Consider the following 24859-nt stretch of genomic DNA (forward strand, 5'->3'; position numbering starts at 1 on the left):
ATAAAATAAACAAGCCCCTTTCCAAACTGGATAAGGGGCTAAATATGCACCTTCAAATGATTACTCTTGGTGATTACTATTAAGCTTTGAAACTTTCTTACCTTCTCTATAATCAAGACAAGACACTTCAATTAATAAGCCATTAAATACTGTAAAATAAAAACCATAACTACTACCTCGCATCGAATAAGGTTCCTTATCTATTTCAATGCCGCCTGCTACTAAACGATTATACGCTTGATCAACTTCATTTGAAGTATCCACTAAAAAACCAATATGAAAAGCTTCCGGATACGTAACTTCCTTATTCCCTTTAAATGCTTTTGGATCACTTAGCACAAGTATAAATCCACTCTCATCACTCATAACTACAAGTGCTTTCCCTTTTTGTTCCAAAAATTGAAAATCAAAAAATGTTTCAAAGAAATGTCTCGCTTCTGATAAATCATCAACACATAAATTTAAATGATTCAGCTTCATGTACTCATCTCCTTTTAAACAGAAGGGATATAGACTCATTTTCATAACCCTTAAATATGTAAGGTAAGATATTCAAGCGTTCCATCTAAGACTATGCTTTATAAGTCTAATATTTTTTTCTATATCCTAGAACATTTTTTTAATGAATGAAAGATTTCCTATCATTTACATCCCCCCAGTAATAAAAAAGAGGATACATGTTTGCTTCTACAACATGTATCCTCTACTTATATATTACGACTGCTGATAAGCCGCTTTCGATGATTTTACATAATAAACTGCATGATCCACATTAATAATATGATCTGGTTTTGGTTTACCACGGCCTGCTCTATGTCCAGCTAAATGTTCTTCACTTGTTTCCCAGTTTTTCCATGCTTCTTCAGATTCCCAGCGAATCATTACGACAACTTCTTCGTCGCCGCGTCTTACTTTTTTCACAAGAACACTTAAATCGATGAAGCCTTCAAATTTTTCAATAATACCTTCTCCAGTGAAACGTTCTACAACTATATTTGATGTACCTTCTTTTACTGTAAATGTTTTCGTTTCGATAAACATATATCCCACTCCCTCTTTGTTATACGAATACTAGTATTCTTCTATTATAATTGATTATGATAATTATTTTCAATTGTAAAGTTTTAATTTTTTGAATTATGCTGATTTCTTTTCTATCGCCTCATCTAAAAATTTGAAATATGGAAGTAACATCCCTATTAAAGATGTAACACATATAATTGCACCGATGATTACATATAGCGCTCTTACTCCCCACATTTCACTCAATATTCCCCCTACTAACACACCTAATGGCATAGCGGATCGTATAAAAAATAAACGCACTGAAAATACTTGCCCTATCATATTATTTGGGACGGTTTGTTGGCATATTGTCGTGTTATGAACATTGAAAAATGCAATACAAATCCCTGCTATTACTTCAATTATTATTGCAATGATAATACTATGATTGAATCCTAATGAAATGTATGTGAGTCCCCCTATAAACAATCCTCCGAGCATAAGTATACGCCGGCTTTTATATGTTACTTTTCCGACTAGTATAGATCCAACTACATAGCCAAGTGGGAATCCGGCCATAAAATAACCATATTCCGCATATCCCGCTGATAGCTCGTCTTTTATATAAGGAAGATTTGTGACCATCGTTACCCCAACTCCAAATTGCACGAAAGTAAGAAATATACCGAGCCAAACGATGATTGGTTTTGTGAAAAAATATGTAAAACCGTGAAGAAATTGTTCTAGCCACGTTTTCCGAATAGGTTGCGACGTTCTATTTTCTTTTATATAAAATAAGAAAGCACCACTAACAAATAGACAAATACATACGAAAGATAATGTAAGTTCTGTTCCAATCAAATGAATGACTACTCCGCCTAATACTGGCGCAAGAAACATCATAAGGCGAGTCATTCCATCAATGTACGCATTTGCATCTTGAAGTTGTTCTTTCCCTACAATGCTCGGTGTAATTGCTTGACTTGCAGGTGTATAAAGTGGTGTAATAAGTCCTACTACAATTTGAACAACATAAATGTGCCAAACTTCTATACTACCTGTAACTAGCATCACCAAAGGTAATAAGAATACGGACGCTCGTATCCATTGTGAACAAATCATAATCCACTTCCGGCTCCATTTATCAATAAATGGGCCACTTATTAATTGCAATATGAGTGATGGGATGAAATATAATAGCCACATACTACTTAAAGCCATTTCCGATCCTGTTAATTCATATACTAGAATTGAATTACATAACGTTCCGAAAGCCCCTCCTAATTCTGAGATTGCACTACCAATCCACATAAAAAAGAAAGAACGATTTTTCAATACACTCTTCACTATAGCTCACCAACTTTTCTCTTAAATTCCTCCCTTTATGTACATTCTTGTTGCATATTATCTATTCAAAAACGCTTCTAATTCTTTTGCTAACGACTGTACTGCTTTCTTCCTTAATACATATTTTCCGTCATGTATATCAACTAACTTCGCTGCACGTAACAATTTCAAATGATGGTGTACTGTCGATTTACCAAGCTGCAATCTTTCCGTTATTTCCTGTAAAGTACGTTCTTTTTCAAACAACATTTTTACAATTCGCAATCTCGCTTCATCCCCAAGAGCCTTATGTTTTTGAACTAAAAAATAATTCGGTTCATACGAATCTTCAGGATGAATGCTTTCATTCGCAACTGGATAATGAAATACTTTCGTATCTTCAATATCTGCTTCAATATTCCACGGTCTGTACGTCATTTGCGGAATAAGAAGTACGTGATGAACACTTGGCTCTGGCATATAGTTCACTCCGCCAGTCGCCCATTCGACAAACTCTTCCGGCTTCATCTTTTTATTCATTTCATTTTTTGCTTCATAATCTCGTTTTAATATAGAAAGTATTTCTTCTTCCTCTTTCTTAATTACACTCTCATACCAACCTGTCATAACAGCAATTAAATGAGATTTCAGCACTTGGACATCAACATCACATATAAAACGAATATACGTAGAGAAAAACTGATGTTCTTGTGTCAGTTCCATTAGTTCATGTATTGCAGTTACGTTTCCACTTGCCGCTAAAGTTCTTTTTTCTTGGTACTTCTCTCCTAAAAACGGTAAACATATATACTTCAAACCTTCTTCTGAAAGTAAATCAATTTTAAAATTAAACTGCGATAAATCTTGAAAATCCTCTTCATACAATAACTGAAGCAATGCTTTCCACGTATTATGTTCTTCTACAAACTGTAAGTGTTCTTCCATCTCATCTGTTAATGATTGTCTAATTCCTTTCCATTCACTTTCAGTCTTTTCAAGAGTATCAATTAACCTTTTATGAGTAATTGCTGCAATGCCAAGTGCACATTCGAAAAGTATCGAATATTTCACCTGAACGTTGTATGTTTCCCTCTTTTTACTCTTTATGTGATAGACCTCCATTTTTATCCCCTCCTTGTTTGCTATGTATTAAATTCTATCTTTATCGAATTTTACCTTCTATTCTTTTAGAATTTACAAAAATATAAATTAAACCACATTCATTCTAAATTAAGAAGAATAAGAGCTTTTTTATATACAAATAATAAAGCTCAAGGAGTGGTTGACATGCATTTCATATTAAATATGTTAGGGATTTTCGTTGTCATATTAATCGTTTTCTTATGTTCGCCTAATAAAAAACATATAAAATGGAGACCAATTGTAATCCTCATCATATTGGAGCTTTTTATTACGTGGTTTATGTTGGGCACAAAGCTAGGCAGTATTATCATTAATAAAATTGCGTCATTTTTCAGTTGGCTACTGGCATGTGCGAATGAAGGAATTCGATTTGCATTTCCTTCCGCTATGGACAGTCCACACATTGATTTCTTCTTTAGCGCGTTACTTCCTATCATTTTTGTTATCACGTTCTTTGATATTCTTTCTTATTTTGGAATCTTAACTTGGATTATTGATAAAGTAGGTGCAGTTATTTCAAAGATTTCTCGTTTACCAAAGTTAGAAAGTTTCTTTTCGATTCAAATGATGTTTTTAGGAAACACCGAAGCACTTGCGGTTGTTCGTGATCAATTATCTGTTTTAAAAGAAAATCGATTATTAACTTTTGGAATTATGAGTATGAGTAGCGTTAGCGGATCCATTCTTGGTGCTTATTTATCAATGGTTCCAGCAACATATATTTTCAGCGCAATCCCATTAAACTGTATTAACGCATTAATTTTAGCCAATGTATTAAATCCTGTGGAAGTTTCGAAAGAAGAAGACGTTGTTTACACACCTTCAAAACATGAAAAAAAGGATTTCTTTTCTACTATTTCAAACAGTATGTTAGTTGGGATGAATATGGTTATCGTTATTTTAGCTATGGTAATTGGTTATGTAGCTTTAACAGCATGTTTAAATGGGATTTTAGGATTTTTTGTAACGGGGTTAACAATTCAAAAAATCTTCTCCATTATCTTTAGTCCTTTTGCATTTTTACTCGGTTTATCAGGCAGTGATGCTATGTACGTAGCTGAATTAATGGGGATCAAAATAACGACGAATGAATTTGTTGCAATGATGGATTTAAAATCAAACTTAAAGTCGCTACAACCGCATACGGTTGCGGTTGCAACGACATTTCTAGCTTCTTTTGCTAACTTTAGTACAGTAGGTATGATTTACGGAACTTACAATTCATTATTTGGCGGAGAAAAATCATCAATCATCGGTAAAAATGTTTGGAAGCTTCTTGTTAGCGGGATGGCTGTTTCTTTATTAAGCGCTATGCTCGTTGGGCTATTTGTATGGTAAATAATTTTTATAATAAAAGACACCCAAGCCAATTGAGTGTCTTTTATTATTATTTTCGAATTTGTCCATTTCCACGAATCACATATTTTGTAGAAGTTAATGCTGGAAGCCCCATTGGGCCTCTTACGTGTAACTTTTGTGTACTGATACCAATTTCCGCTCCGAATCCAAATTCGGATCCATCTGTAAAACGAGTCGATGCATTATGATAAAGTGCCGCGGCATCTACAGAAGTAAAAAACTTGCTGACGTTTTCCTCGTTTTCAGTAATAATTGCTTCAGAATGCATAGATCCATACGTATTTATATGATGAATCGCTTCTTCAACAGTGGAAACCACTTTCACTGCTAGTGTAAGAGATAAAAATTCTGTCCCCCAGTCTTCTTCTGAAGCAAGTACAATTGAAGAATCCATTGCAAATGCTTTTTGATCACCACGTAGCTCCACACCTCTATCCTTCAAAGAAGAAAACAACTCGCTACCATATTTCTCTGCCCACTTCTCATGAAGAACAATCGTTTCAATCGCATTACATACAGATGGACGCTGCGTTTTTGCATTTATAATAATATCCAATGCCATTTGTTTATCCGCTGTTTCATCAATGAATATATGACAATTTCCCGCACCTGTTTCAAGTACTGGAACAGACGCTTCTCTCACAACAGTATCGATTAATTGTTTGCCACCTCTTGGAATAAGAACGTCTAGATAATCCTTCATTGTAAACAACTGCTTTGCGCTATCTCGCGTTGTATCTTCTATAAGCTGGACGCTTTCTTGAGGTAAGCTTGTTTGTTTGAGCGCCCTGTGAATAACGGCAACGATCGCTTTATTAGAATGAATAGCAGAAGAACTACCACGTAATATGACTGCGTTTCCTGTTTTCAAACAAATTGTAGCAGCATCCACTGTTACATTCGGTCTTGCCTCATAAATCATCCCAACAACACCAAGTGGTACGCGCATTTCCTGAATAGATAGTCCATTTGGCCTTTCCCATGCACTTACACATTCTCCTACAGGATCACGTAATTCAATTAGCTGCTTAATCCCTTCTGTCATATCAACAATACGCTGTTCATTCAGCATAAGGCGATCAAGGAGAGAATCAGAAAACCCTTTTGCCTTACCTTCTTCTATATCCCGTTTGTTTTCCTCTAAAATATAAGCTGTTTCACTTATTAATTGATTTGCAATTGCAGCAAGTGCTTCGTTTTTTTGATTTGTAGATTTTAGTACAAGTTCCCTAACAACCTCTTTTGCTTTTATCCCCTTTGCCAACACTTCATTCATTTTTATTTCCTCCTTTTTAAAGTGAAACCCAATGATCCCTATGGATGACTTCATAACTATGTCTCTCGCCTCTTACTTGAATATCTTGGCTTTGCATACCTTTTACATCTCTTAGTTCCTCTGCACTATATGTGCATTGTCCTTTTCCTATTACGCGCCCTTGTTGCGTTACAACCTCTACAACTTCACCCACTTGGAAAAATCCTGATACATTCGTAACACCAGCTGGAAGTAAACTCTTACCATGCTGAATGATGGCAGTAGCTGCCCCAGCATCTACTTCAATTTGTCCGCTAACAAGCGAATGCAAGGCAATCCATTGCTTGTTCATCTTCATTTCTTTTTGAGGAGCATTACCGACATACGTTCCATCACCCTTACCCTTCAAAACATCTACAAACTTTTCCTGTCCACGTCCTGTTCCGATAAATACACTCACACCAAGAGAGAGTGCTGTCTTTGCAGCATCGATTTTTGATTTCATACCGCCAGTCCCAAGTTTTGAGCCAGCATCTCCTGCAAGAGAAGAAATTTCTTCCGTAACTTCAGGAAGAAAATAATATTTTTTTGCATCCGCATTTTTCTGAGGATTTTTGTCATATAACCCGTTCACATCTGTAAAGATCATAAGCATATCCGCCGAAACAAGCCCGCTTACTAAAGCTGACAGCATATCATTATCACCGAACGTCAGCTCCTCTAAAGAGATGGAATCATTTTCATTAATAATTGGAAGAGCGGAACGGTTTAATAATTCTCCTAACGTAGCGTAAGCATTACTATACTGTTCTTTTCTAGAAAAATCACTTCTCGTCAACAAAAGTTGCGCAGTAACGATGCCATATTTACGGAATTCCTCCGTGTACGCCTGCATTAACAAACTTTGTCCGACAGCTGCTGCAGCCTGTTTCCCTTTAATCGTTACAGGTCTGCTAGGATATCCTAGCGCTGAAAAACCTGCAGCGACGGCTCCAGATGTAATTAACACAACCTCGTGCCCATCAGCTTTCAACCGAGCCAATGCGGCAACGTGATCTGAAAGCTGTTCTGTAGAGATGCCTCCGTGACTATCTGCCAAGGAACTACTCCCAATCTTTACAACAACTCGTTGTTTTTTCACTTTTTTATCCTCCAAGTCTAAAATCAAAGTTTTTTATAAATTACACTTCATTCACTTTGTAACTATATCTATTCTCATCAATGCTGCACTGAAGTATTTAAGAGCAAAATAAAAATGACCGCTTCGCCCTTAATAAAATAAAAAGGACGAAACGGTCATTGTTCCGCGGTACCACCTTAATTGATATACATAGATATCCACTTGGTGCCTATAACGCAGGCGAACGCCTAAACTTTCATTTAAGACTCAGGGATAGGTTCGATATATTCTATACGAGGAATCTTTCAGCCGGTGAATTCCACTCTCTTTCGCAAGAAGACATATGTACTAATTCCCTTCAACGATTTTCAATCTAATTTTTTTATATTATGCGATATAGTTCGATTCGGTGTCAAGAGGTATTTTAAAAAATAAATAGAGCCACAAGTTATTTGTATGAAATTATCGCCCTACTGAATGAAAATACAAAATGATATAAGTTTAACTCATATTCATAAACATAAAATCTTAAATTATAGTGTATATATTTACATAATGTCGAATATAATTAATTTTTATCTTTTAGTGTTGCAAAAAGGAATATATTCTCTTAGAATGTTTCTTTATATTGCACAGGGATGTTATTCTTATTCTAAGAAAATAATATCAAACCGATATAATTGATTATAAAAGGAGCAAGATTGAGTTATTATGGATAAACAAATTGGATTCATCGGTTGCGGAAATATGGGAATGGCTATGATTGGCGGAATGATAAACAAAAATATAGTGTCTTCAAATCATATTATTTGTTCAGATTTAAACACTGCTAATTTAAAAAATGCTAGTGAAAAATATGGGCTAACTACAACTACCGACAACAATAAAGTAGCTAAAAATGCTGATATTTTAATTTTATCAATCAAACCAGACCTATACGCATCAATAATTAATGAAATAAAAGAAGTAATCAAAAACGATGCTATCATCATTACGATCGCTGCTGGGAAAAGTATTGAAAGTACTGAAAATGCCTTTAATAAAAAATTAAAGGTTGTAAGAGTAATGCCTAATACTCCTGCTCTTGTTGGAGAAGGAATGTCTGCATTATGCCCTAATGAAATGGTGACAGAAAAAGATTTAGAAGATGTACTAAACATTTTCAATAGTTTTGGTCAAACAGAGATCGTAAGTGAAAAATTAATGGATGTTGTAACATCTGTAAGTGGTTCTTCACCAGCTTATGTATATATGATTATAGAAGCGATGGCAGATGCTGCTGTACTAGATGGTATGCCAAGAAATCAAGCATATAAATTCGCTGCTCAAGCTGTGTTAGGCTCTGCAAAAATGGTACTAGAAACAGGAATACATCCAGGTGAATTGAAAGATATGGTTTGTTCTCCTGGTGGAACGACAATAGAAGCTGTAGCAACATTAGAGGAAAAAGGATTACGAACAGCGATTATTTCAGCTATGCAACGTTGTACGCAAAAGTCTGTTGAACTATCTGGTCAAACTAAAAAATAAAACTATAAAAGAGATTACGTTAGCTATGAATTCACATAATTTTAATTAAAAATTCACTACATGATAAACGGCCAAACTCATATAAAATTGAGCTTGGCCGTTCCGCTTTTTAATTATATTAAAATAATTTCATTCGAATCTTCTTTAAAGGTTCTGTTTTATCCCTTACCTATTCCCTACTATGATTGTGTAATTTTATTAGAAACTAATAATTTTTCAATGCATTTCGGTAACATATCTATTAGTGTTTCAAATGCGTAGTTTACATCTAGACGTTCTGTCCATTGATGTGCATCTTTTCCTACCGGCCCCATATTTAATACTGGAACATCAAACTCTTCTAATTCCTGAAGTGGAATTGAATAACCTTTATCCCATAATGGCATATTGTCTACAAGAGAACTCATTGAATCCAGTGGATACTGCAAGCCTACATAGCTTAAATCTGAAATCCCCCCAAAATAATTTTGGTTTTCAAATGTAATCTTATGATTGTAGTGTGCATACTTTTCCATTTCTACAACTACCTCTTTTATTAAAGGATTGTTGCGCGAACTCACAGCTGGATAGTACGGCGGAGCGAAGAAAAGTACAATCATCGGTGCCTTTTCTTTACATAAAATCGCTAATTTATCTACTAAATCAATCGTTACCGCACGATCATCTTTATCTTCTCTATTTTTTATAATATTAGATTGAATATGATTTATTTTTTCTTGTCCATGTTGCTCAATTGCATATGTGATAAGCTCTTCATAAGTTAATACATTTACTTTAAGATTAGGTGGTATAAATGGATTATATTTAGAAAAACGATATGCATGTTTTTCATACGACTCTTCTATTTTCTCTGCTACTTTCGTTACTTTTTGACGTAACAATGAAACTACATCTGTCATTGATTTTTCTAATAAAAACAAATTAAATAATGTAACTGCACGATGCGGAATTTGTACAGAATAATCCTCCTTTAAGTCCCTTTGAAGTAAGTTAGTTGGCGGAGGACTCGCTTCCCCTTCTACAATATCACAAAGGTCTGTGTTTAACTCTAATTCTGCTGTTATTAATGAGGCCATATAACTCCCATTTAAGCCTGCAAAAGGTTCACCTACATGTGTCTCTTTTCCATAGCAAAGAAAACCAGGTAACACTTTACCAATAGAGCCAGTGTAAATATACTTATTTTGGTCACCAGGATGTCTTGAAAACATAGGCTCTGAGTTTAAGACCGTTTTATAATCTAAGTTATGCTCTCTTGCTAAATCTAACAATCTCGGAACAGCCGCCCTCATCCCTATAGAATTCACTTCTTCATCTGGTACAGCCAATAAAAGAACATTCCCATCGAATCTTCCTTCACATGCTTGTTCAATCATTGCCATTTGTAATGCGAGGCCGCATTTCATATCCATTGTTCCTCTACCAAACAGCCATTCTCCATGTTCTATATCTTCACGTACATGGTCTGGAAGTTCATCTTTATGAGAATAAAACATAGATGTTAACTTTTTAGGATTAAATGCATCTTCTTTCCACACTCCGTAATCTTGTACATCTACAACATCAAAGTGACTTACTAGAATTACAGTATTTTTTGTACTATCGCTTTTCTTTACTAGTGCTGTAACAAAATATCGTCCGTCCCCTGTCGGATTTTTTTGTAAATGATGCGGGTTTTCTTTGAAGTACTGTAAATCAGATAACTGTTCCACAACAAAGTCTGGCAATATTACTTCAGCTTCTGAACCGGTAATACTAGGAATTTCAACAAGACCGCTTAATAATTGAATCAATTGTTCTTTTGATTGCCACTTTGACATATAAATCCCCCTATTTTTCCGCATTATGAAAACTAATTCCAGTATATGAATAAAAAAAATGACGACAGCTATCAAAATTATAGTTCTGATGTACTGCCGATTTTTATTGATATTTCATGAGCCGCTTGTTTTACCTTGCTAATAAGAAAAGATAGTCGATCATCATTAATACGATGACTAATTAACCCAACACTTAATGCTCCTACTACTTTATGATTAAATCCGATAATAGGTGCAGCTACTGAAGCTGTCCCTTCTGTTTTTTCACCATAACTGACAGCATATCCTTCATTTTTTATTTGCTTTATTTGATTAAGAAGAATTTGCTTTTGTTCTGGTAATGAAGAAAGTAAATTTTCTACAATATGTTCCATTTCATTCGTTTTCATATTGGCAAGCATCGTTTTATTTGCGGCACCAATTGAAAGTGGAATTTGTTCCCCTAGATTATCGATAACTCGAATTTTTAAAGGACTATCAATTCTTTCAATGATAATAGAATGTGTTCCGTTTGGAATATTTAAATAGACACTTTCCTCCACTTCAGCAGCTAAACGTTTCATCACTTCTCTTGCAACAGATCTGTAGTCTACCTTCTCCAATTGACGTAACCCTATTTCCATCCACATTGGTCCAATTTTGTACTGTTTTGTCTCTGAAATTTGTGTAACTAACCCATGCTCCATTAAAGAGTTAAGTAATCTATGTACTGTACTAACCGGGAGATGTGTTCCATCAGCTATATCAGAAATAGCCCAATACTCTTTTTCATTTGTAGAATTCAATAATTTAATAATACTTATCGCTCGATCAATGGACTGTACCATAACTCGCCTCAACTTTACTCGTAATATGTTAGTATGCTTAATTAACTATCAATTTAGCAAACATTCGAAATGAAATCAATCTATTTATTTAATTTTCTAACAATAAAAACATATCACTAACAAAGAATTGAAAACGCAAACAAAAAAATATTGACTTTTCTTTTTAATTATCTGAAAATTATAACAAGATTTCACATCACGGAATACATTCCATAATACGGAAAAACATCAAACTTTATTCTATCAACTATGAAAGTGAGGAAAACAATGGCGCAAGTAAGCAATACAAACAATGAATTAAAACGGACGATGAAAAGTAGACACTTATTCATGATTGCACTCGGTGGTGTGATTGGAACGGGGTTATTTAACGGATCTGGCTTTATTATAAGTCAAGCTGGACCTGGCGGATCCGTACTTGCTTTTATGGCCGGTGGATTATTAATGTATTTCGTTATGCTATGTCTTGGTGAACTTGCTGTAGCCATGCCTGTTTCAGGTTCTTTCCAAGAATATGCCACTAAGTTCATCAATCCTGCAACTGGCTTTACAATCGGATGGTTGTATTGGTTAAGCTGGGCGAATACGACCGGTCTTGAATTTACAACTGCCGGCATTACAATGCAGCGCTGGTTTCCTGATATTCCTGTTTGGGTTTGGTGTTTAATATTTGGCGTTACAATCTTCACTATTAACGCATTATCTGCTCGTAGTTATGCAGAAACAGAATTTTGGTTTTCAAGTATAAAAGTATCTGCCATTATCGCTTTCATTATTCTTGGCGGCGCCGCTATGTTCGGTTTTATTGATTTAAAAGGTGACGAACCCGCTCCGCTATTATCAAATTTCGTAAATCATGGTGGTTTATTCCCAAATGGACTTGCCGCTATTCTTTTAACAATGGTTACAGTCAACTATTCCTTCCAAGGTACAGAACTTGTTGGAATCGCAGCAGGTGAAAGTGAAGATCCAGCAAAAACTTTACCTCGTTCTATTAGAAATATTATATGGCGCACGATGTTTTTCTTCGTCTTAGCAATCTTTGTTCTTGTTGCTTTAATTCCTTGGGAAGAAGCTGGATTAACAAAGAGCCCATTCGTTGCTGTTTTTGATAATATCGGTATTCCATATGCAGCTGATATTATGAACTTTGTTATTCTTACTGCTGTTCTTTCTGTTGCAAACTCAGGACTATACGCTGCTACTCGAATGCTTTGGTCTTTATCAAAAAACGAAATGGCTCCAGCCTTTTTAAAGAAATTATCATCACGTGGGATTCCTCTCAACGCTTTAATCATGACGATAGCTATTTCTGCTTTTTCTCTTTTGACAAGCGTAGTAGCTGCTGAAACTGTTTACTTGTGGCTCATTTCAATTTCCGGAGTCATTACCATTATTGTTTGGATGTCAATTTGTGTTTCTCAATTCTTTTTCCGCAAACATTATTTAGCAGACGGCGGAAAATTAGAAGACTTAAAATTTAAAACGCCACTTTATCCACTCGTACCAATTCTTGGTTTTGGATTGTATGGCATTATATTAATCAGTCTTATTTTTATCCCAGAACAACGACTTGGAATCTATTGCACTGTCCCATTTATCATCTTTTGCTACACTTACTATCACTTTAAAGTTAAGAAAAGAAATTCTACTAACACTCATAGTGAAACTAAAATTAGCGAGACTTCGTAATATTTGACGATACATAAAAGACCACACATGGCGTTTCACTTCATGTGTGGTCTTTTATCGTTCCTTCTCTCATTTCCCCCTACTATTGAAAGAATTATTTATAACACTTTAAGTTCTGGATTGCTCAGGTGAACTTTGGGTTGAAAAATGAGCATTTCTATACCTTTCCCGAAATTTCAAGTTCTGCTAATGATGTTGTAGAAAGTGTTAATGTAGTAAATACTATAATACTAACAATTACTATTTTTACTATTCATAAGTTGATGATTCTGCTTACTATTACTGTTTTGTTTTGATATATTTAATATATATTTAAAGATAGACAGGAGTTAGATACGATGATAAAAGGTTTTGGAGGAATATTTTGGAGAACTAAGAATCTTGAAGTTATAAAAAAATGGTACAGTGAAGTGTTGAAACTTGATATAGAAGATTGGAATGGAACTGTGATTAAACCCCAGTTAGGAAATGAGACCATCTTTTCTTTCTTTACAGAGAATGACAATTATTTTCCAAAAGAACAACAAGTGATGTTAAATTTCGAAGTACATAATCTAAACGAGACTATAAAGCATCTTGAGAATATTGGTGTACCTCTTGAGAAGAAAGAAGAAATCAGTGAATTTGGAAAGTTTATTTGGATTAAGGATCCTGAAGGTCGATTGATCGAACTTTGGGAGAAATAGTGGATTATACTTATTTACTATTAAGTTAATAGCTGCGTTAATATATCAAGGTAAATAAAAAAGTCGATTCCTTTAACTCCACAGGAAATCGATTTTTTTGTGGAGTCAAATTTCTTAGCTTTGTAAATCCTCATTTTTCAAATTCTACCCTATGGCCACCAACTTAAAAACATAAAAAAACTCTATTCTTACGAAAAGAATAGCGTTTTTCATTATTTAAATATGATTTCATCTGAATTTAATAGATATATCCCCTCTCCTACAAAAGTAGTAGAGTGTTCATTTAAACACTTACTACCTCAGTGGGATTTATCACATTCCAATTTCAATATAATAGTAACTAGGTATATCGGATATAGATGTACATTACTAGGCTTATACATATTTCAACTTTAAAATTACATTCACTATTTAATTGGTAGTTACCAATAAAGAAAGGAATGATCATAATAATACAGAACATATACGAAACTCATTTACATGTAAGAAATTTAGAAAACGCAATAAATTTCTATCAAAACAAGCTAGGATTAACGTTAGCAAGAAAACTCTCCAAAAGAAGAGTGGCTTTCTTTTGGGTCGGAGAAAATAAACAACAAATGCTTGGACTATGGGAAGTACATAACATTGAAGACTTTGAGCCGAGACATTTTGCTTTTGGTGTAAATTTAGAGTTTTTAATGACTTCTAAAGCGTGGTTAGAGGAACGTCGAATAGCAGTGATAGGAAGTCAAGGAAAAGGAAATCAAGAGCCAATTGTCCAAAGGTGGATGCCTGCTGCAAGTGTATACTTTCTAGATTGTGATGGAAATAAATTAGAATTCATTTCTATGTTACATAAGAATCCAGATGAATTAGAATATGCGTCCTATTTAAGTGTATGGAATGAGGAACACCAAGAAAAATGAATGGAATTTCCGTTCAAGTCTTTTCTTATTTTTGGATATAATGTTGTACGATTCCCCATTTACTATAAATTTGTTAACATAATGCATTTACTGTCATCTTATATTTGTACTTACGTACGAGCTATTCCTAATCTGCTTCAATTACAATTTGAATTATGTAAATTTTCTTCTTATCTGGCATCTACTCTTTAAACACAAACTCCCCTTAAATCGAAAATGATTAAGGGGAGTATTATATACGATGCAATTATAGTTCAGATTTCACTCGAACAGAAACATTATTTTTAATTATATTTTTGACATCTTTAAAGCTAACAAAATTGTTACTTTTCTCATCCCAAAGACGGAAACGTAGTGATTGTAAGCTTGTAGCAAGCGTAATCGTTGGTACATTTTTTAACGGAAGCGTATTATTGTGTGCCTCTTCTAGTTTATAGTTAGGTACTCTTGGGCTTAAATGGTGAACATGATGGAATCCAATATTACCAGTTAAGAATTGCAAAATTTTAGGAAGCTTATAAAAAGAACTTCCTTCCACTGCCGCTTTCACATATTCCCAATCTTTATCCTCTTCAAAATAAGAATCCTCAAATGTGTGCTGTACGTAAAACAACCAAATACCTATTGAACCTGCTATTAAAAATATAGAACCATGTACTAAAAGAAACGATTGCCATCCAATTGCCCAGCAAAGCATTCCTATAATAGCAACGATTAAAATATTTGTTAAATAAGTGTTCATACGTTCTTTTTTTCTAGCACCTTTTCGGTTAAATCTATTTTTAAGCAGGAAAACATAAATCGGGCCTAACCCAAACATAACGAATGGATTGCGATATAAACGATATGCTAAACGGAGTCTAAATGGTGCTGCTACATATTCATCTACTGTAAGCGTCCAAATATCCCCTGTACCCCTCTTATCCAAATTACCACTTGTAGCGTGGTGAATAGAATGTTCATGCCCCCACTGATCAAATGGGAATAATGTTAAAACACCCATACACGTTCCAACTATTCTATTTGCACGTCGACTTTTAAAGAACGAATAATGGGTGCAATCATGAAAAATAATGAAAATCCTTGTCATAAATCCAGCGGCTAACAGTGCTGGAACTAATGTTAACCAATAAGAAACTGACAAACTTTTATAAGCAAGGTACCATAAAATAATAAATGGCACGATTGTGTTGATCAGTTGCCAAACACTTTTTTTAATCGTTGATTTTTCAAAAGGAGCAACTTGTTTTTTTAAATTTTTAGTATTTTCTAAGGTCATTGTTCTAATTCCTTTCCTTTTTGTTGCTAATTCATATTATAGCACACTATTAGTATCAGGTGTTAAAAGTAGCTATAATAAATATTTTATACTATGAAAATCTCTTTTTTCTTACTCATTACTTACAAATTTCTTACGTCCAAAATAGCTTCTATAATTGGACAGACGGAGCATTTTATGTATCAAAGAAACTTCGAATTTTTCCAATAAGTACATAAAAAAACAGAGAGTTTTTTCACAAGAAGAAAAGAGCTGTCATAAGTCAGTTTCACCGACTTGTGGCAGCTCCTCTTCGTTTTACCTTATTTTATCGATGAAGCCAAACCGCACCTGCAGACTTGTCTTCAGCTTGGCCTACTACTTCAAACTTCAGTCCTAGTTTCGGCAACTTACGTCCTGCATCAGGAATGATGCTGTTGATATATTGCTTAGAATCATCAAATTTTGCCACTCCTGGTAATCCTTTATAATCAAAGATACCGCGAGTTGGTGAATTTACTTTCCATGCTGGTGTTTGATCAAATGAGAATGCCGCATCGGCAATTTGATAACGCGTACTGCTCTTCACAGTAGGTTGTCCGTTTAATGTCCCTACAATTGCCTCTGGATGGGAATCTACTACTCCTAAGAACCCTTCACCTGGATGAACGCCTACCCAGTTATCTGTAAAGCTTTGATCCGCATACCATACAACCATTCCTGTATTAAATACTGGGCCACGTGCATGTTGTAACGCAGTGTCAGAACCAGCGTAATTTCTCCACTCTACATAGTAATTATGTTTTTTCTGTTCAAATCCGTTAGACACAGTAAAGCCTTTTAACGTCATTGCTGGCTGACCTTCTGCATCATCAGAGAAAACAACTTTTCCATCTACAGTTAATGCTGCATTATCTAACGCAAATCCTTTATAAGCTACTGCAATATCTGTTAAGTACTCAAATTGCAGTTTTACTTTTTTTCCTTTGAATTGGCTTAAATCGTATGATTTATCAACCCACTTACCATCAGTTGTATCCGCGCCGCCTTTTACATCTTTTTCGCCCATTCTATCAATGCGTGTCTTCGTTCCATCTTCTGCAATCGCATATACGTCAAGGAAATCATACTTCGCTTCAAGTTCGTAAAATGCCTTATAATCGAACTTAGCATCCTTTGCATTTGTTAAGTCAAATATTGGTGTCTCAAGTGTTGTATGAATGTCATTTCCTTTTGTACTATAATAGAACTTCTTACCAAACGCCGATTCGATATTTTTTATATCTTTGTCCGGCAAGTTAACACGAACGATTCCAGGTCGTTTAGATTTTGTAGTACTTTGATCTACATATGTCGCAACACCGATGCCTTTGCTAAGTTTGTCATAATCTACTTCAAGGATATTCGCCCAATTCCCCTTCATATTCTTTTGGAAAAACTCTTTATTTTGTGGTGAGAAACTCGTTGGCTCTGTTCCTGCAATTTTTCCAGCCCAGCTACCACCACTCATAATAGACCATGACTCAACAGGTTCACCTTGTCCTGAGTACTTTGTATCATATTCATCTGGTAAGCCTAAATCATGGCCATACTCATGTGCAAACACACCAACCGCTCCGTCTTCAGGCTCGATTGTATAATCGTATGCAGCCATCTTTCCGCCCCAGTTCGAAACAGAAGATTTCGTGCCATCAATTGCATATGGTTTTGAACCTAGTTTTGAACGATGTGACCAAATCGCATCATCTTTCAATTTACCGCCGCCAGCTTCTTGACCAACGCCAGCATGTACAACCATTAAATGATCAATAATTCCATCTGGCTCATTTTTATTTCCATCACCATCTTGATCGTATTGATCAAATTGGTCATAGTCTGCTAAATTGATTCCTTTTGCTACCGCTGCTTTTAATGCTTCTTTCACAAAATCTTTTGGTCCTAAAGGCCCCTTGTTATCATGCCCAGTACCCGCATCAGCACCATAATCTGATGCTTTTCCTGGAACAGTAAGCCATTCTGTTACAGTCCCATCAACTGTATAGCTACCACCAGATTGTTCTTCATAATATTGCTTAAATGTGTTAATTTTCGATCCATCAAATAAAGTAAATGGTTCATCACCAAATAACATTTTTTGATAATGTTCACGATTAAAGTCCTTAGAATACATGTATCCTGGCTCTTGATCAATATTGTTATGCTTAAAATCGCTAAATTCTACAAGTAAAACAAGTACTTTATCTTTTCGAACAGCTCCATTGTATTCTTCTTGCTTCGCTGATGTAGTAGGTACTTTTCCATTTAATTTCCCAGGGTTCAATGCTGCACCTTGTCCAGCTACTGGGCCTACTTCAGGCTGCTGCGCCTGTTCATTTTCCTTCATTTTTGCATCTTTTACTTTTTTCATAAAGTCAGAGGCTTCTTGCGTAAGACTATCTCCTGTTAAGATTTCTTTCCCAGGGTTTTCCCCTTTCTTTTTCTCAACATATTTTTCGACAGCTTTTGAAGTCTCAGCTTGTGATGCAGATTGATCAATTACCCCCCGTTGTTTTAGCGCTTCAGCCAAACGCTCCTCCGGTATTAAGTGCTCATCTATTGGTAGAGATGATGTTGGTGTCTCAGCATACGCTGCGTGACCTCCAAAAGCAAACGTACTACTTAGTACTGCTGCTGTTGTTAATACCGCTAATGGTTTTAATTTCTTTTTCTTTTTCAATGTATTTCCTCCCCAGTGTCTGCAAATTATCGTTTTTTGCCGATAACAACATAATATTCGTTATAATACGAATATTCAATCTTTTTCAACAAATAAAATGTTGAGAAATATTTTTTTATGCAGAGTGAAATACAAAAGATAGAAAAACAAATAGGCTCTCCTATAAATAACAGTGAACTTTTATATGTTCTTAGTTACAATCAAAATCCAGTAAATCTGAGATTTATATTTTTTTAATAAAAATAAGAATTAAATATTTTCTATACTATTTAATCTATGGATTACCACATTACTCACTATTCTCATTATTACAAGCTAATAGTGGTTCGTACATCATTATAGCGTGATTCTCCGTTACATATTGATCTTCTATTAACTGTTTCTGTTGATTATATACTTTACGTTGAATCACATTATGTCGTATATAACCGCCCCAGTATGCAGGTTGAATTGAGTGTTCTTTCTCATATACTTCATATTGATAAAGTTGCGGATAGACTGTTCTCCATTCACCAACTAAATATTCATCTGTCATATAAAGGTGAAGTTGATACGGTTGGTCCGTTTCATTTTTAATTTGTAAATCCAAATAGTTATAGGAACAAGTCGCTCCACTCCCAAACGGTTGAGTTCGCCTAGAATCAGGAAAGACATCAAAGCTATGACGATATCGTTCTGTTACTGTCAGTGGTGTATGTAAAGTCATCCAATATATTAAATTCGAAAGCTGACAAAGACCTCCTCCAATACCTGTTTGAAAAGATCCGTAGTGTAATACCATACCTTCTACATACCCTTTTTTCCTCGTAGGCTTACCTATTAAACGCCAGTAAGAAAATTTTTCTCCTGGTCTAATGACGATACCATTTAGTTTTTTAACAGCAATTTTCAAATTAACAACCTTATTCTGTTGATACCACATATCTACATCTTTGAGCTTACGAAGTAATATCGTTCGGTGCTGAATTGCTGTACAAGGTAGCTTTTCTTGTTGGAGCCTTTTTGCATATGTTTTTCCGTCTACTAACCACTGAATGTATCTCTTTGTAGAGTAATACCACGTCCCTAGCATAATGCGATACTTAGACCGCTGTTTAGGACGTAAGTGCACTATATTCATTTTATTCCCTCTCTCTTTCTTCAACCAAATTCTAATATACCTCTAATTCAATGAACTACAGTTTTCTTAGCTGCATAATAATTTTCGTAAATAAAGTGAAACTTTAATCAGCCCTCACCAATCGGGCTTTTACAGGCAGCCCGATCCCCACCTAACTTCTTTGCTTTCGCTGAATTTTGAGGTGGGGGTCTTACTGCCCAGCAAATAGCGGGATAAAAAAGACGCAAAAAAATAATAAATTTACTCTAGTGGAGATTTTATTTTGATGCTTGCTTTATAATTATATGAAACTGCGCTACAATACGATAAATTGAAATAAACATATTATAAATATAACGAATAATATTAAATAAGAAATAATGAAAATTAAAGAAACTCTAAAGTATTAATATATTTTTCATAAATATTAATTGATAATACATTAGACTTTACTATATGTATAAATTCTCTATTCTACAAAACGAAATTTTTTAATGTAAGAAAAAAATATAATTCCCCTTTAACATTTATACAAGTCTCATCTGGAAAACTTTCCAAAACAATCCGAACCCTTATATTTAGAATAAACGCAAAAAATTGCCACCAGTTAGCTTAACTGGTTAGCAATTTTTTAACGAGAATGCTTTACAAATAGTTGAATTGCTTCTTCTGGTACATAGCACTTTCCATTACTCTCTACAATAATACTTCCTAATTCATACCCTTTACCATTGATACGAATTATATTTTTGTTACCAAATAGTTGTGCTTCTACTTTATTATGTTTTACCACGAGTAACGAGTTTGCTCCTTCGGTTTTGTCAGCTGTTACAGTTGCACCGACTTTCTTAAAGGCTTGTTCACTCTCTAAAAATATTTTATTCGTTACTTCTTCTAAGTTAAAGCCCATCGCTTTCGCCATCGTCTTCGCAATGTCTGTATTTTGGATTAAGCCTTCTGGTTTTTGAGGTCCATAAGAATGTAAAAATACATCCTCACCTGTATGTCCTCCTGTCGTAAAGCCGATATTTGCACGATTAGCCAATAATGTAGTAAGAATTCGTCCTACATCCATTTTCTTTTTTGCCGCTTTTAATTTTTCTTTTTCATCATGAGTTAGATTATCCAAACCGTATAGTTTAGCTACATCTTCTACATTTGATAAATCAGATTTCAGTTTATTTATAGTTCCTTCAAGTGTCATTTTCGCCTTTTTCAATGAATCAATGTATGCAGAAACCGGTGTAGTATTGTATCCTTTTGTCGTATTTCTATTCCCTATAGAGATACCGCTGTTACCATGATCAGTTAAAGCTATGAGCATCGTATCCCCATCTTTCTTCGCAAATTGTAACGCCTTTGCTACCGCTTCATCAAATGCCAATACATCACTAATCATCCCAATTGGATCATTAGCATGCGCTGCCCAATCAGGCTTACTACCTTCTACGAATAAAAAGAAACCATCTTTGTCTTTTGATAATGTTTGAATTGCTTTTTCTGTCATTTGAGAAAGTGTTGGTTGTTCTGGATTTGTTGCTATACGATCTATATCAAACGCAAGAGCATGATTTGAGAAAGAGCCCCAAATTTTATTAGATTTGGAGTTCAATAACGCATCTTTCGTTTCAACAAAATCGTATCCTTTGTCTTGAATCACCTTTACTAAATTTTCACCATCTTTTCGGATTCCATTACTTTTCATAGGTAGCAGCGCCGCTTTTCCCCCGCCTAATACGACATCTATATTTTGATATACTTGCTGCTTCGCAATTACGTCAAATTGCTTGCGATTGACATGGTGAGCCGAGAATCCCGCCGGAGTAGCATGCTGAATTTCAGATGTAGCAACAATTCCAGTTGCACGGCCAGTACGTTTTGCACCTTCCAATACGTTTGCGACCGGTCGTAACTTGTCCTCTTCTTTTATTGGCTTTAAGTTAGGTGAATTTACAATAGAAGGTAGTACGCCTACATATCCTGAATTCGATTTATTTCCAGTTGCTAATGCTGTTGCTGCTGGCGCTGAGTCTGTAATAGCTGATTCCGCCGAAAACGTACGAACACCTCCTGTTACAATTTGATCTAACGTAAGCGGTGCCCCTTTATACCAGCGAGCCAATGTTGTCGCCGTTGAACTCGTTCCGTCCATAACCATCATAATTATATTTTTAGGCTGGTGTTCTACTTTTTTCACCTTAGCTTTGGCCGCATGATAATTCATCATACTTTCCGTACTTAATACGCTTACTATTATAGCTCCCACTAATAGTAATTTTTTCATCTTCACACCATAATTAACCATGATTGTTCCTCCATAAACTTTGCATTCATTTCAATACACCTTATTTCCTTTTTCATTCCACAACCTACATATGTTTTATTAGTTCCCAATTCTTATAAAGCTAACAATAGTTACTTTCTCTTTCTTTCCTTAATTAAATACCGGTATGTGTCATCTATCTTATAAAAAAGATTTAGCATCCTTTTCATTAATTACTTGCGTAACAATAAATCCTCGATTAAAAGGAATAAAAATTTATTGTTAAACAATAAATTTCATGTTAAATTAATAAGATAATAAATAAATGAGGTGCTTTTTATGAAACAAGGATCCACACTCTTTTTAAAGACCGTTGTGATTCTGATCGGAATCCCCGTTCTTGCTATGTGCATTTTTTTAGTCCCTAAAATAGGAAATTTCGCCGCAGAATTATATCCAGATATTTCATATATTAAATATCTTGTATTTATCAATTTATACGCAACAGCAATACCTTATTACTTCGCACTGTACCAAACATTTAAGCTTTTAAACTATATTGATAAAAACAACGCATTCTCAGAGTTATCTGTTCAAGCTTTAAAAAATATTAAGTACAGCGCATTGGCAATTAGTGTATTATATGTATTAGGTATGCCACTTTTCTATCTCGTGGCAGAGAGAGATGATGCCCCTGGCATTATTATTATCGGAATGATTATGATTTTTGCTTCAATGGTAATCGCGGTCTTTGCTGCCGTTCTCCAAAGACTATTAAAAGATGCTATAGATATAAAATCAGAAAATGATTTAACGGTCTGAGGTGAATAATATGGCAATTATTATTAATATTGATGTAATGTTAGCAAAAAGAAAAATGAGTGTAACAGAACTTTCGGAGAAGGTTGGAATTACAATGGCTAACCTTTCTATCTTGAAAAATGGAAAAGCAAAAGCAGTCCGTTTTTCAACTTTAGAAGCAATATGTAAAGCATTAGAATGCCAACCGGGGGATATTTTAGAATATCAACCTAAAGATACCGAATAAAAAGAGTCCTTCATACGAGTAATGGGTTCAGTTTAGGAAGAGAAAAATGCTAATAAACATTAGAAATAACAAACTAAAACGCTCAGAAAATATTCTGAGCGTTTTTTATTTCCTTCTTCAACTAAAGCACCAGTTAGTGTAAAAAGCTATTTCACCATTTGTATGGCTAACTTATCTTTTAACATTGACCTATATGAGTCAATTTCATATTTTGTATTATTGATTGTTTCTTTTTTCATTTTTAACATATCGAATATTTCTAATTCTAAATTCCTTCTAGCTTCAAGAACTTTTATCGCTCCTTCTACACCTGAATGGTGATGTTCTTTCCCATAGCCTTGGTTAGTGTAATAGTCGATAATTCCTGTGGACCATTCTGGAGTTCTTTCTTTTAACGCCTTCCTAAATGAAAATTCAAGATTATCTTGTTCTACATACAATAACATTGGGTTTAAATTCTCTATGATTTTTGCAACTTTCATTACATAATTTATTATTTTTTCTTTTTGTTCACCATATTTAATCATCCCAATAGTTAATGGATTTTGTATGAAACAACATTCAAAGATATAAACCTTATTGTCTTCTAGAGCGATTTCAGTAAAGTCATTCCATTTGTCAGCAATTAATTCAACATTTTTATCGAATGGTAATTCGTATATATCATTTTTTAAAATAATGTTAAATAATTCGTCCGAAAACTGGTCACCAAACTCATTTTTCATCTTTCTGTATGGTAATAAATAATTGCTTCCTTTTTTTAGAACTTTCTTAAGGAGCACTTCTTTAAAATCTCCACTGTTAGATAATAATCTATTGAACTCAAATTTATTAAAACAAGATACACCATCATAGTCGGCTGGGTGGTTCAAATTTCCCTCTAAAAATAGTTCAACTTCAATTTTATTTTGGCTTAGAATTTCATTTATTAGCTTTGCAGTGGTTGATTTTCCAAATCCAGGTAACCCTTCTACTATTATTAGTTTTGTATTCATAGTTATAAACCCCTATCTTCAAAGTATTTAACCAAGATTAAAAAAATCACTTAATCCACTACAATCACCCCTTCAAAATATGATATTTACCATTACCTTTGAAAAAACCTTCTTAAAGTAATCTGAACGCTAGTTTAAGAACATTTTTTCACAATCTCTATAATTATTTTAACATAAATTTTCCATTTATCTTATTATTTAGAACGCTATTTAACTATATAAAAGCGCTTAAACACTGAAATAACAATAAAAAAAGGGATGCTAAATCATAAGTGATTTACATCCCTAATTTGTATGTTATTTTATATTTTCACTCCCGTAACTATACCCGTTATCATACGAAAAGGACTCTTTTTATTTCACATTACGGCGCAAAACTAATTTGACCAGTAAACAATAGGATAATCGCTATGATCCAAAATATAAAAAATGATGAGGACAGTATTAATGAAAGGATAGCAATCCCCTTCTTCTCTGTTTTTTTCGTCATTGTGATTATTGAAAGCATGATACCTACACCTGTCAGGGCAATTGTAATATAATCTCCAACTATATTACCTGCATTCGCTATCCTTGTTGGCGTTATAAAAACGAATAGAAAACACAAAATGCCGATGAGTAAAGATATATAGCTTATTATACTGTACTTCTTTTTAGGAACTATTTCTGTTTTCATACTAATCCCACCCCTTCTATATAGCTATGAGTTTATATTAGCATGAATAACCATAATTTGGTTATGATAAAAAGCAGATAAAACGGACACTATCACTTTATCTGTCAGTTTATTTCTATCTAACAACTAACCT

At 34.4% G+C, this 24859-nt stretch carries 21 protein-coding genes and 1 other annotated feature; of the genes, 7 read left to right on the plus strand and 14 right to left on the minus strand.

The features are described from left to right. Window positions 1-60 precede the first annotated feature (60 nt). From ATL10_RS12775 to ATL10_RS12790, 4 genes are all read right to left on the minus strand, one after another. A complete protein-coding gene (locus tag ATL10_RS12775) occupies window positions 61-480 on the minus strand; it encodes a VOC family protein (RefSeq protein ID WP_000773084.1) in 420 nt (139 codons plus the stop codon). Window positions 481-714: 234 nt separating this feature from the next. Beyond that, window positions 715-1041, minus strand: a complete 327-nt coding sequence (gene hmoA / locus ATL10_RS12780) for a heme-degrading monooxygenase HmoA (RefSeq protein ID WP_000469496.1) — start codon at window positions 1039-1041, stop codon at window positions 715-717. Window positions 1042-1137: 96 nt separating this feature from the next. Further along, the gene (locus ATL10_RS12785; protein WP_000843810.1) at window positions 1138-2352 is read right to left on the minus strand and encodes an MFS transporter; all 1215 of its coding nucleotides are present in this window, start codon (window positions 2350-2352) and stop codon (window positions 1138-1140) included. A 57-nt stretch (window positions 2353-2409) separates the two neighbouring features. Then, on the minus strand, window positions 2410-3453 hold the full coding sequence (locus ATL10_RS12790) for an ArsR/SmtB family transcription factor (RefSeq protein WP_000454535.1): 1044 nt from the start codon (window positions 3451-3453) through the stop codon (window positions 2410-2412). 165 nt (window positions 3454-3618) lie between these two features. On the opposite strand from ATL10_RS12790, the gene ATL10_RS12795 reads away from it, so the two are divergent. After that, window positions 3619-4812, plus strand: coding sequence for a NupC/NupG family nucleoside CNT transporter (locus tag ATL10_RS12795; protein ID WP_000545481.1), 1194 nt, complete (start codon window positions 3619-3621; stop codon window positions 4810-4812). Between the two features lie 49 nt (window positions 4813-4861). Here ATL10_RS12795 and proA read toward each other — a convergent pair whose 3' ends face one another. Both proA and proB read right to left on the minus strand, forming a co-directional pair. After that, complete coding sequence (gene proA / locus ATL10_RS12800) at window positions 4862-6109, minus strand: gamma-glutamyl phosphate reductase (RefSeq protein WP_001006625.1); 1248 nt, start codon at window positions 6107-6109, stop codon at window positions 4862-4864. A gap of 16 nt (window positions 6110-6125) precedes the next feature. After that, window positions 6126-7229, minus strand: a complete 1104-nt coding sequence (proB, locus tag ATL10_RS12805) for a glutamate 5-kinase (RefSeq protein WP_000744798.1) — start codon at window positions 7227-7229, stop codon at window positions 6126-6128. A gap of 139 nt (window positions 7230-7368) precedes the next feature. Continuing rightward, window positions 7369-7579 (minus strand) — a binding site (T-box leader). A 340-nt stretch (window positions 7580-7919) separates the two neighbouring features. Here proB and proC point away from each other — a divergent pair. Then, window positions 7920-8738: a pyrroline-5-carboxylate reductase gene (gene proC, locus ATL10_RS12815; protein WP_000360722.1), complete on the plus strand. Its 819-nt coding sequence runs from the start codon at window positions 7920-7922 to the stop codon at window positions 8736-8738. Between the two features lie 179 nt (window positions 8739-8917). On the opposite strand, the gene ATL10_RS12820 is transcribed toward proC, so the two are convergent. After that, the gene (locus ATL10_RS12820) at window positions 8918-10582 is read right to left on the minus strand and encodes a M20/M25/M40 family metallo-hydrolase (protein WP_003274521.1); all 1665 of its coding nucleotides are present in this window, start codon (window positions 10580-10582) and stop codon (window positions 8918-8920) included. 53 nt (window positions 10583-10635) lie between these two features. After that, the gene (locus ATL10_RS12825; protein WP_000250751.1) at window positions 10636-11385 is read right to left on the minus strand and encodes an IclR family transcriptional regulator; all 750 of its coding nucleotides are present in this window, start codon (window positions 11383-11385) and stop codon (window positions 10636-10638) included. 267 nt (window positions 11386-11652) lie between these two features. On the opposite strand from ATL10_RS12825, the gene ATL10_RS12835 reads away from it, so the two are divergent. The 3 genes from ATL10_RS12835 (at window position 11653) to ATL10_RS12850 (ending at window position 14671) form a co-directional block, all read left to right on the plus strand. Further along, window positions 11653-13077, plus strand: a complete 1425-nt coding sequence (locus ATL10_RS12835) for an amino acid permease (RefSeq protein WP_000079995.1) — start codon at window positions 11653-11655, stop codon at window positions 13075-13077. Between the two features lie 338 nt (window positions 13078-13415). Then, window positions 13416-13763, plus strand: coding sequence for a VOC family protein (locus ATL10_RS12840; RefSeq protein WP_000589590.1), 348 nt, complete (start codon window positions 13416-13418; stop codon window positions 13761-13763). 449 nt (window positions 13764-14212) lie between these two features. After that, window positions 14213-14671 carry a VOC family protein gene (locus tag ATL10_RS12850; RefSeq protein WP_025117857.1) on the plus strand — a complete coding sequence of 153 codons (459 nt, stop codon included), beginning with the start codon at window positions 14213-14215 and terminating at the stop codon, window positions 14669-14671. A gap of 247 nt (window positions 14672-14918) precedes the next feature. Here the strand turns inward: ATL10_RS12850 and desA are convergent, their stop codons facing one another. From desA to ATL10_RS12870, 4 genes are all read right to left on the minus strand, one after another. Next, window positions 14919-15950, minus strand: a complete 1032-nt coding sequence (gene desA / locus ATL10_RS12855) for a Delta(5) desaturase DesA (RefSeq protein WP_000171496.1) — start codon at window positions 15948-15950, stop codon at window positions 14919-14921. 307 nt (window positions 15951-16257) lie between these two features. Continuing rightward, the gene (locus tag ATL10_RS12860; protein ID WP_110496975.1) at window positions 16258-18645 is read right to left on the minus strand and encodes an immune inhibitor A domain-containing protein; all 2388 of its coding nucleotides are present in this window, start codon (window positions 18643-18645) and stop codon (window positions 16258-16260) included. A 289-nt stretch (window positions 18646-18934) separates the two neighbouring features. After that, complete coding sequence (locus ATL10_RS12865; protein WP_110496978.1) at window positions 18935-19765, minus strand: VanW family protein; 831 nt, start codon at window positions 19763-19765, stop codon at window positions 18935-18937. A 610-nt stretch (window positions 19766-20375) separates the two neighbouring features. Beyond that, complete coding sequence (locus ATL10_RS12870) at window positions 20376-22049, minus strand: alkaline phosphatase (RefSeq protein ID WP_097914129.1); 1674 nt, start codon at window positions 22047-22049, stop codon at window positions 20376-20378. 297 nt (window positions 22050-22346) lie between these two features. On the opposite strand from ATL10_RS12870, the gene ATL10_RS12875 reads away from it, so the two are divergent. Then, window positions 22347-22829: a DUF2975 domain-containing protein gene (locus ATL10_RS12875; RefSeq protein WP_000809125.1), complete on the plus strand. Its 483-nt coding sequence runs from the start codon at window positions 22347-22349 to the stop codon at window positions 22827-22829. Between the two features lie 10 nt (window positions 22830-22839). Continuing rightward, window positions 22840-23055, plus strand: a complete 216-nt coding sequence (locus ATL10_RS12880) for a helix-turn-helix domain-containing protein (protein WP_000974623.1) — start codon at window positions 22840-22842, stop codon at window positions 23053-23055. Window positions 23056-23201: 146 nt separating this feature from the next. Here the strand turns inward: ATL10_RS12880 and ATL10_RS12885 are convergent, their stop codons facing one another. Further along, a complete protein-coding gene (locus ATL10_RS12885; RefSeq protein ID WP_001093199.1) occupies window positions 23202-24050 on the minus strand; it encodes a P-loop NTPase family protein in 849 nt (282 codons plus the stop codon). 364 nt (window positions 24051-24414) lie between these two features. Then, entirely contained in the window at window positions 24415-24726 is a 312-nt protein-coding gene (locus ATL10_RS12890) for a hypothetical protein (RefSeq protein WP_000845548.1), read from the minus strand. Window positions 24727-24859 lie beyond the last annotated feature (133 nt).

The organism is Bacillus sp. 196mf (assembly GCF_003217275.1).
Taxonomy (GTDB): Bacteria; Bacillota; Bacilli; order Bacillales; family Bacillaceae_G; genus Bacillus_A; species Bacillus_A thuringiensis_S.

What these genes read in the sequence shown, in the direction of transcription:
- ATL10_RS12775 (WP_000773084.1), bottom strand. Translation starts at nt 480, where the DNA reads ATGAAGCTGAATCATTTAAATTTATGTGTTGATGATTTATCAGAAGCG.
- hmoA (WP_000469496.1), bottom strand. Translation starts at nt 1,041, where the DNA reads ATGTTTATCGAAACGAAAACATTTACAGTAAAAGAAGGTACATCAAAT.
- ATL10_RS12790 (WP_000454535.1), bottom strand. Translation starts at nt 3,453, where the DNA reads ATGGAGGTCTATCACATAAAGAGTAAAAAGAGGGAAACATACAACGTT.
- ATL10_RS12795 (WP_000545481.1), top strand. Translation starts at nt 3,619, where the DNA reads ATGCATTTCATATTAAATATGTTAGGGATTTTCGTTGTCATATTAATC.
- proA (WP_001006625.1), bottom strand. Translation starts at nt 6,109, where the DNA reads ATGAATGAAGTGTTGGCAAAGGGGATAAAAGCAAAAGAGGTTGTTAGG.
- proC (WP_000360722.1), top strand. Translation starts at nt 7,920, where the DNA reads ATGGATAAACAAATTGGATTCATCGGTTGCGGAAATATGGGAATGGCT.
- ATL10_RS12820 (WP_003274521.1), bottom strand. Translation starts at nt 10,582, where the DNA reads ATGCGGAAAAATAGGGGGATTTATATGTCAAAGTGGCAATCAAAAGAA.
- ATL10_RS12825 (WP_000250751.1), bottom strand. Translation starts at nt 11,385, where the DNA reads ATGGTACAGTCCATTGATCGAGCGATAAGTATTATTAAATTATTGAAT.
- ATL10_RS12835 (WP_000079995.1), top strand. Translation starts at nt 11,653, where the DNA reads ATGGCGCAAGTAAGCAATACAAACAATGAATTAAAACGGACGATGAAA.
- ATL10_RS12840 (WP_000589590.1), top strand. Translation starts at nt 13,416, where the DNA reads ATGATAAAAGGTTTTGGAGGAATATTTTGGAGAACTAAGAATCTTGAA.
- desA (WP_000171496.1), bottom strand. Translation starts at nt 15,950, where the DNA reads ATGACCTTAGAAAATACTAAAAATTTAAAAAAACAAGTTGCTCCTTTT.
- ATL10_RS12865 (WP_110496978.1), bottom strand. Translation starts at nt 19,765, where the DNA reads ATGAATATAGTGCACTTACGTCCTAAACAGCGGTCTAAGTATCGCATT.
- ATL10_RS12870 (WP_097914129.1), bottom strand. Translation starts at nt 22,049, where the DNA reads ATGGTTAATTATGGTGTGAAGATGAAAAAATTACTATTAGTGGGAGCT.
- ATL10_RS12875 (WP_000809125.1), top strand. Translation starts at nt 22,347, where the DNA reads ATGAAACAAGGATCCACACTCTTTTTAAAGACCGTTGTGATTCTGATC.
- ATL10_RS12880 (WP_000974623.1), top strand. Translation starts at nt 22,840, where the DNA reads ATGGCAATTATTATTAATATTGATGTAATGTTAGCAAAAAGAAAAATG.
- ATL10_RS12885 (WP_001093199.1), bottom strand. Translation starts at nt 24,050, where the DNA reads ATGAATACAAAACTAATAATAGTAGAAGGGTTACCTGGATTTGGAAAA.
- ATL10_RS12890 (WP_000845548.1), bottom strand. Translation starts at nt 24,726, where the DNA reads ATGAAAACAGAAATAGTTCCTAAAAAGAAGTACAGTATAATAAGCTAT.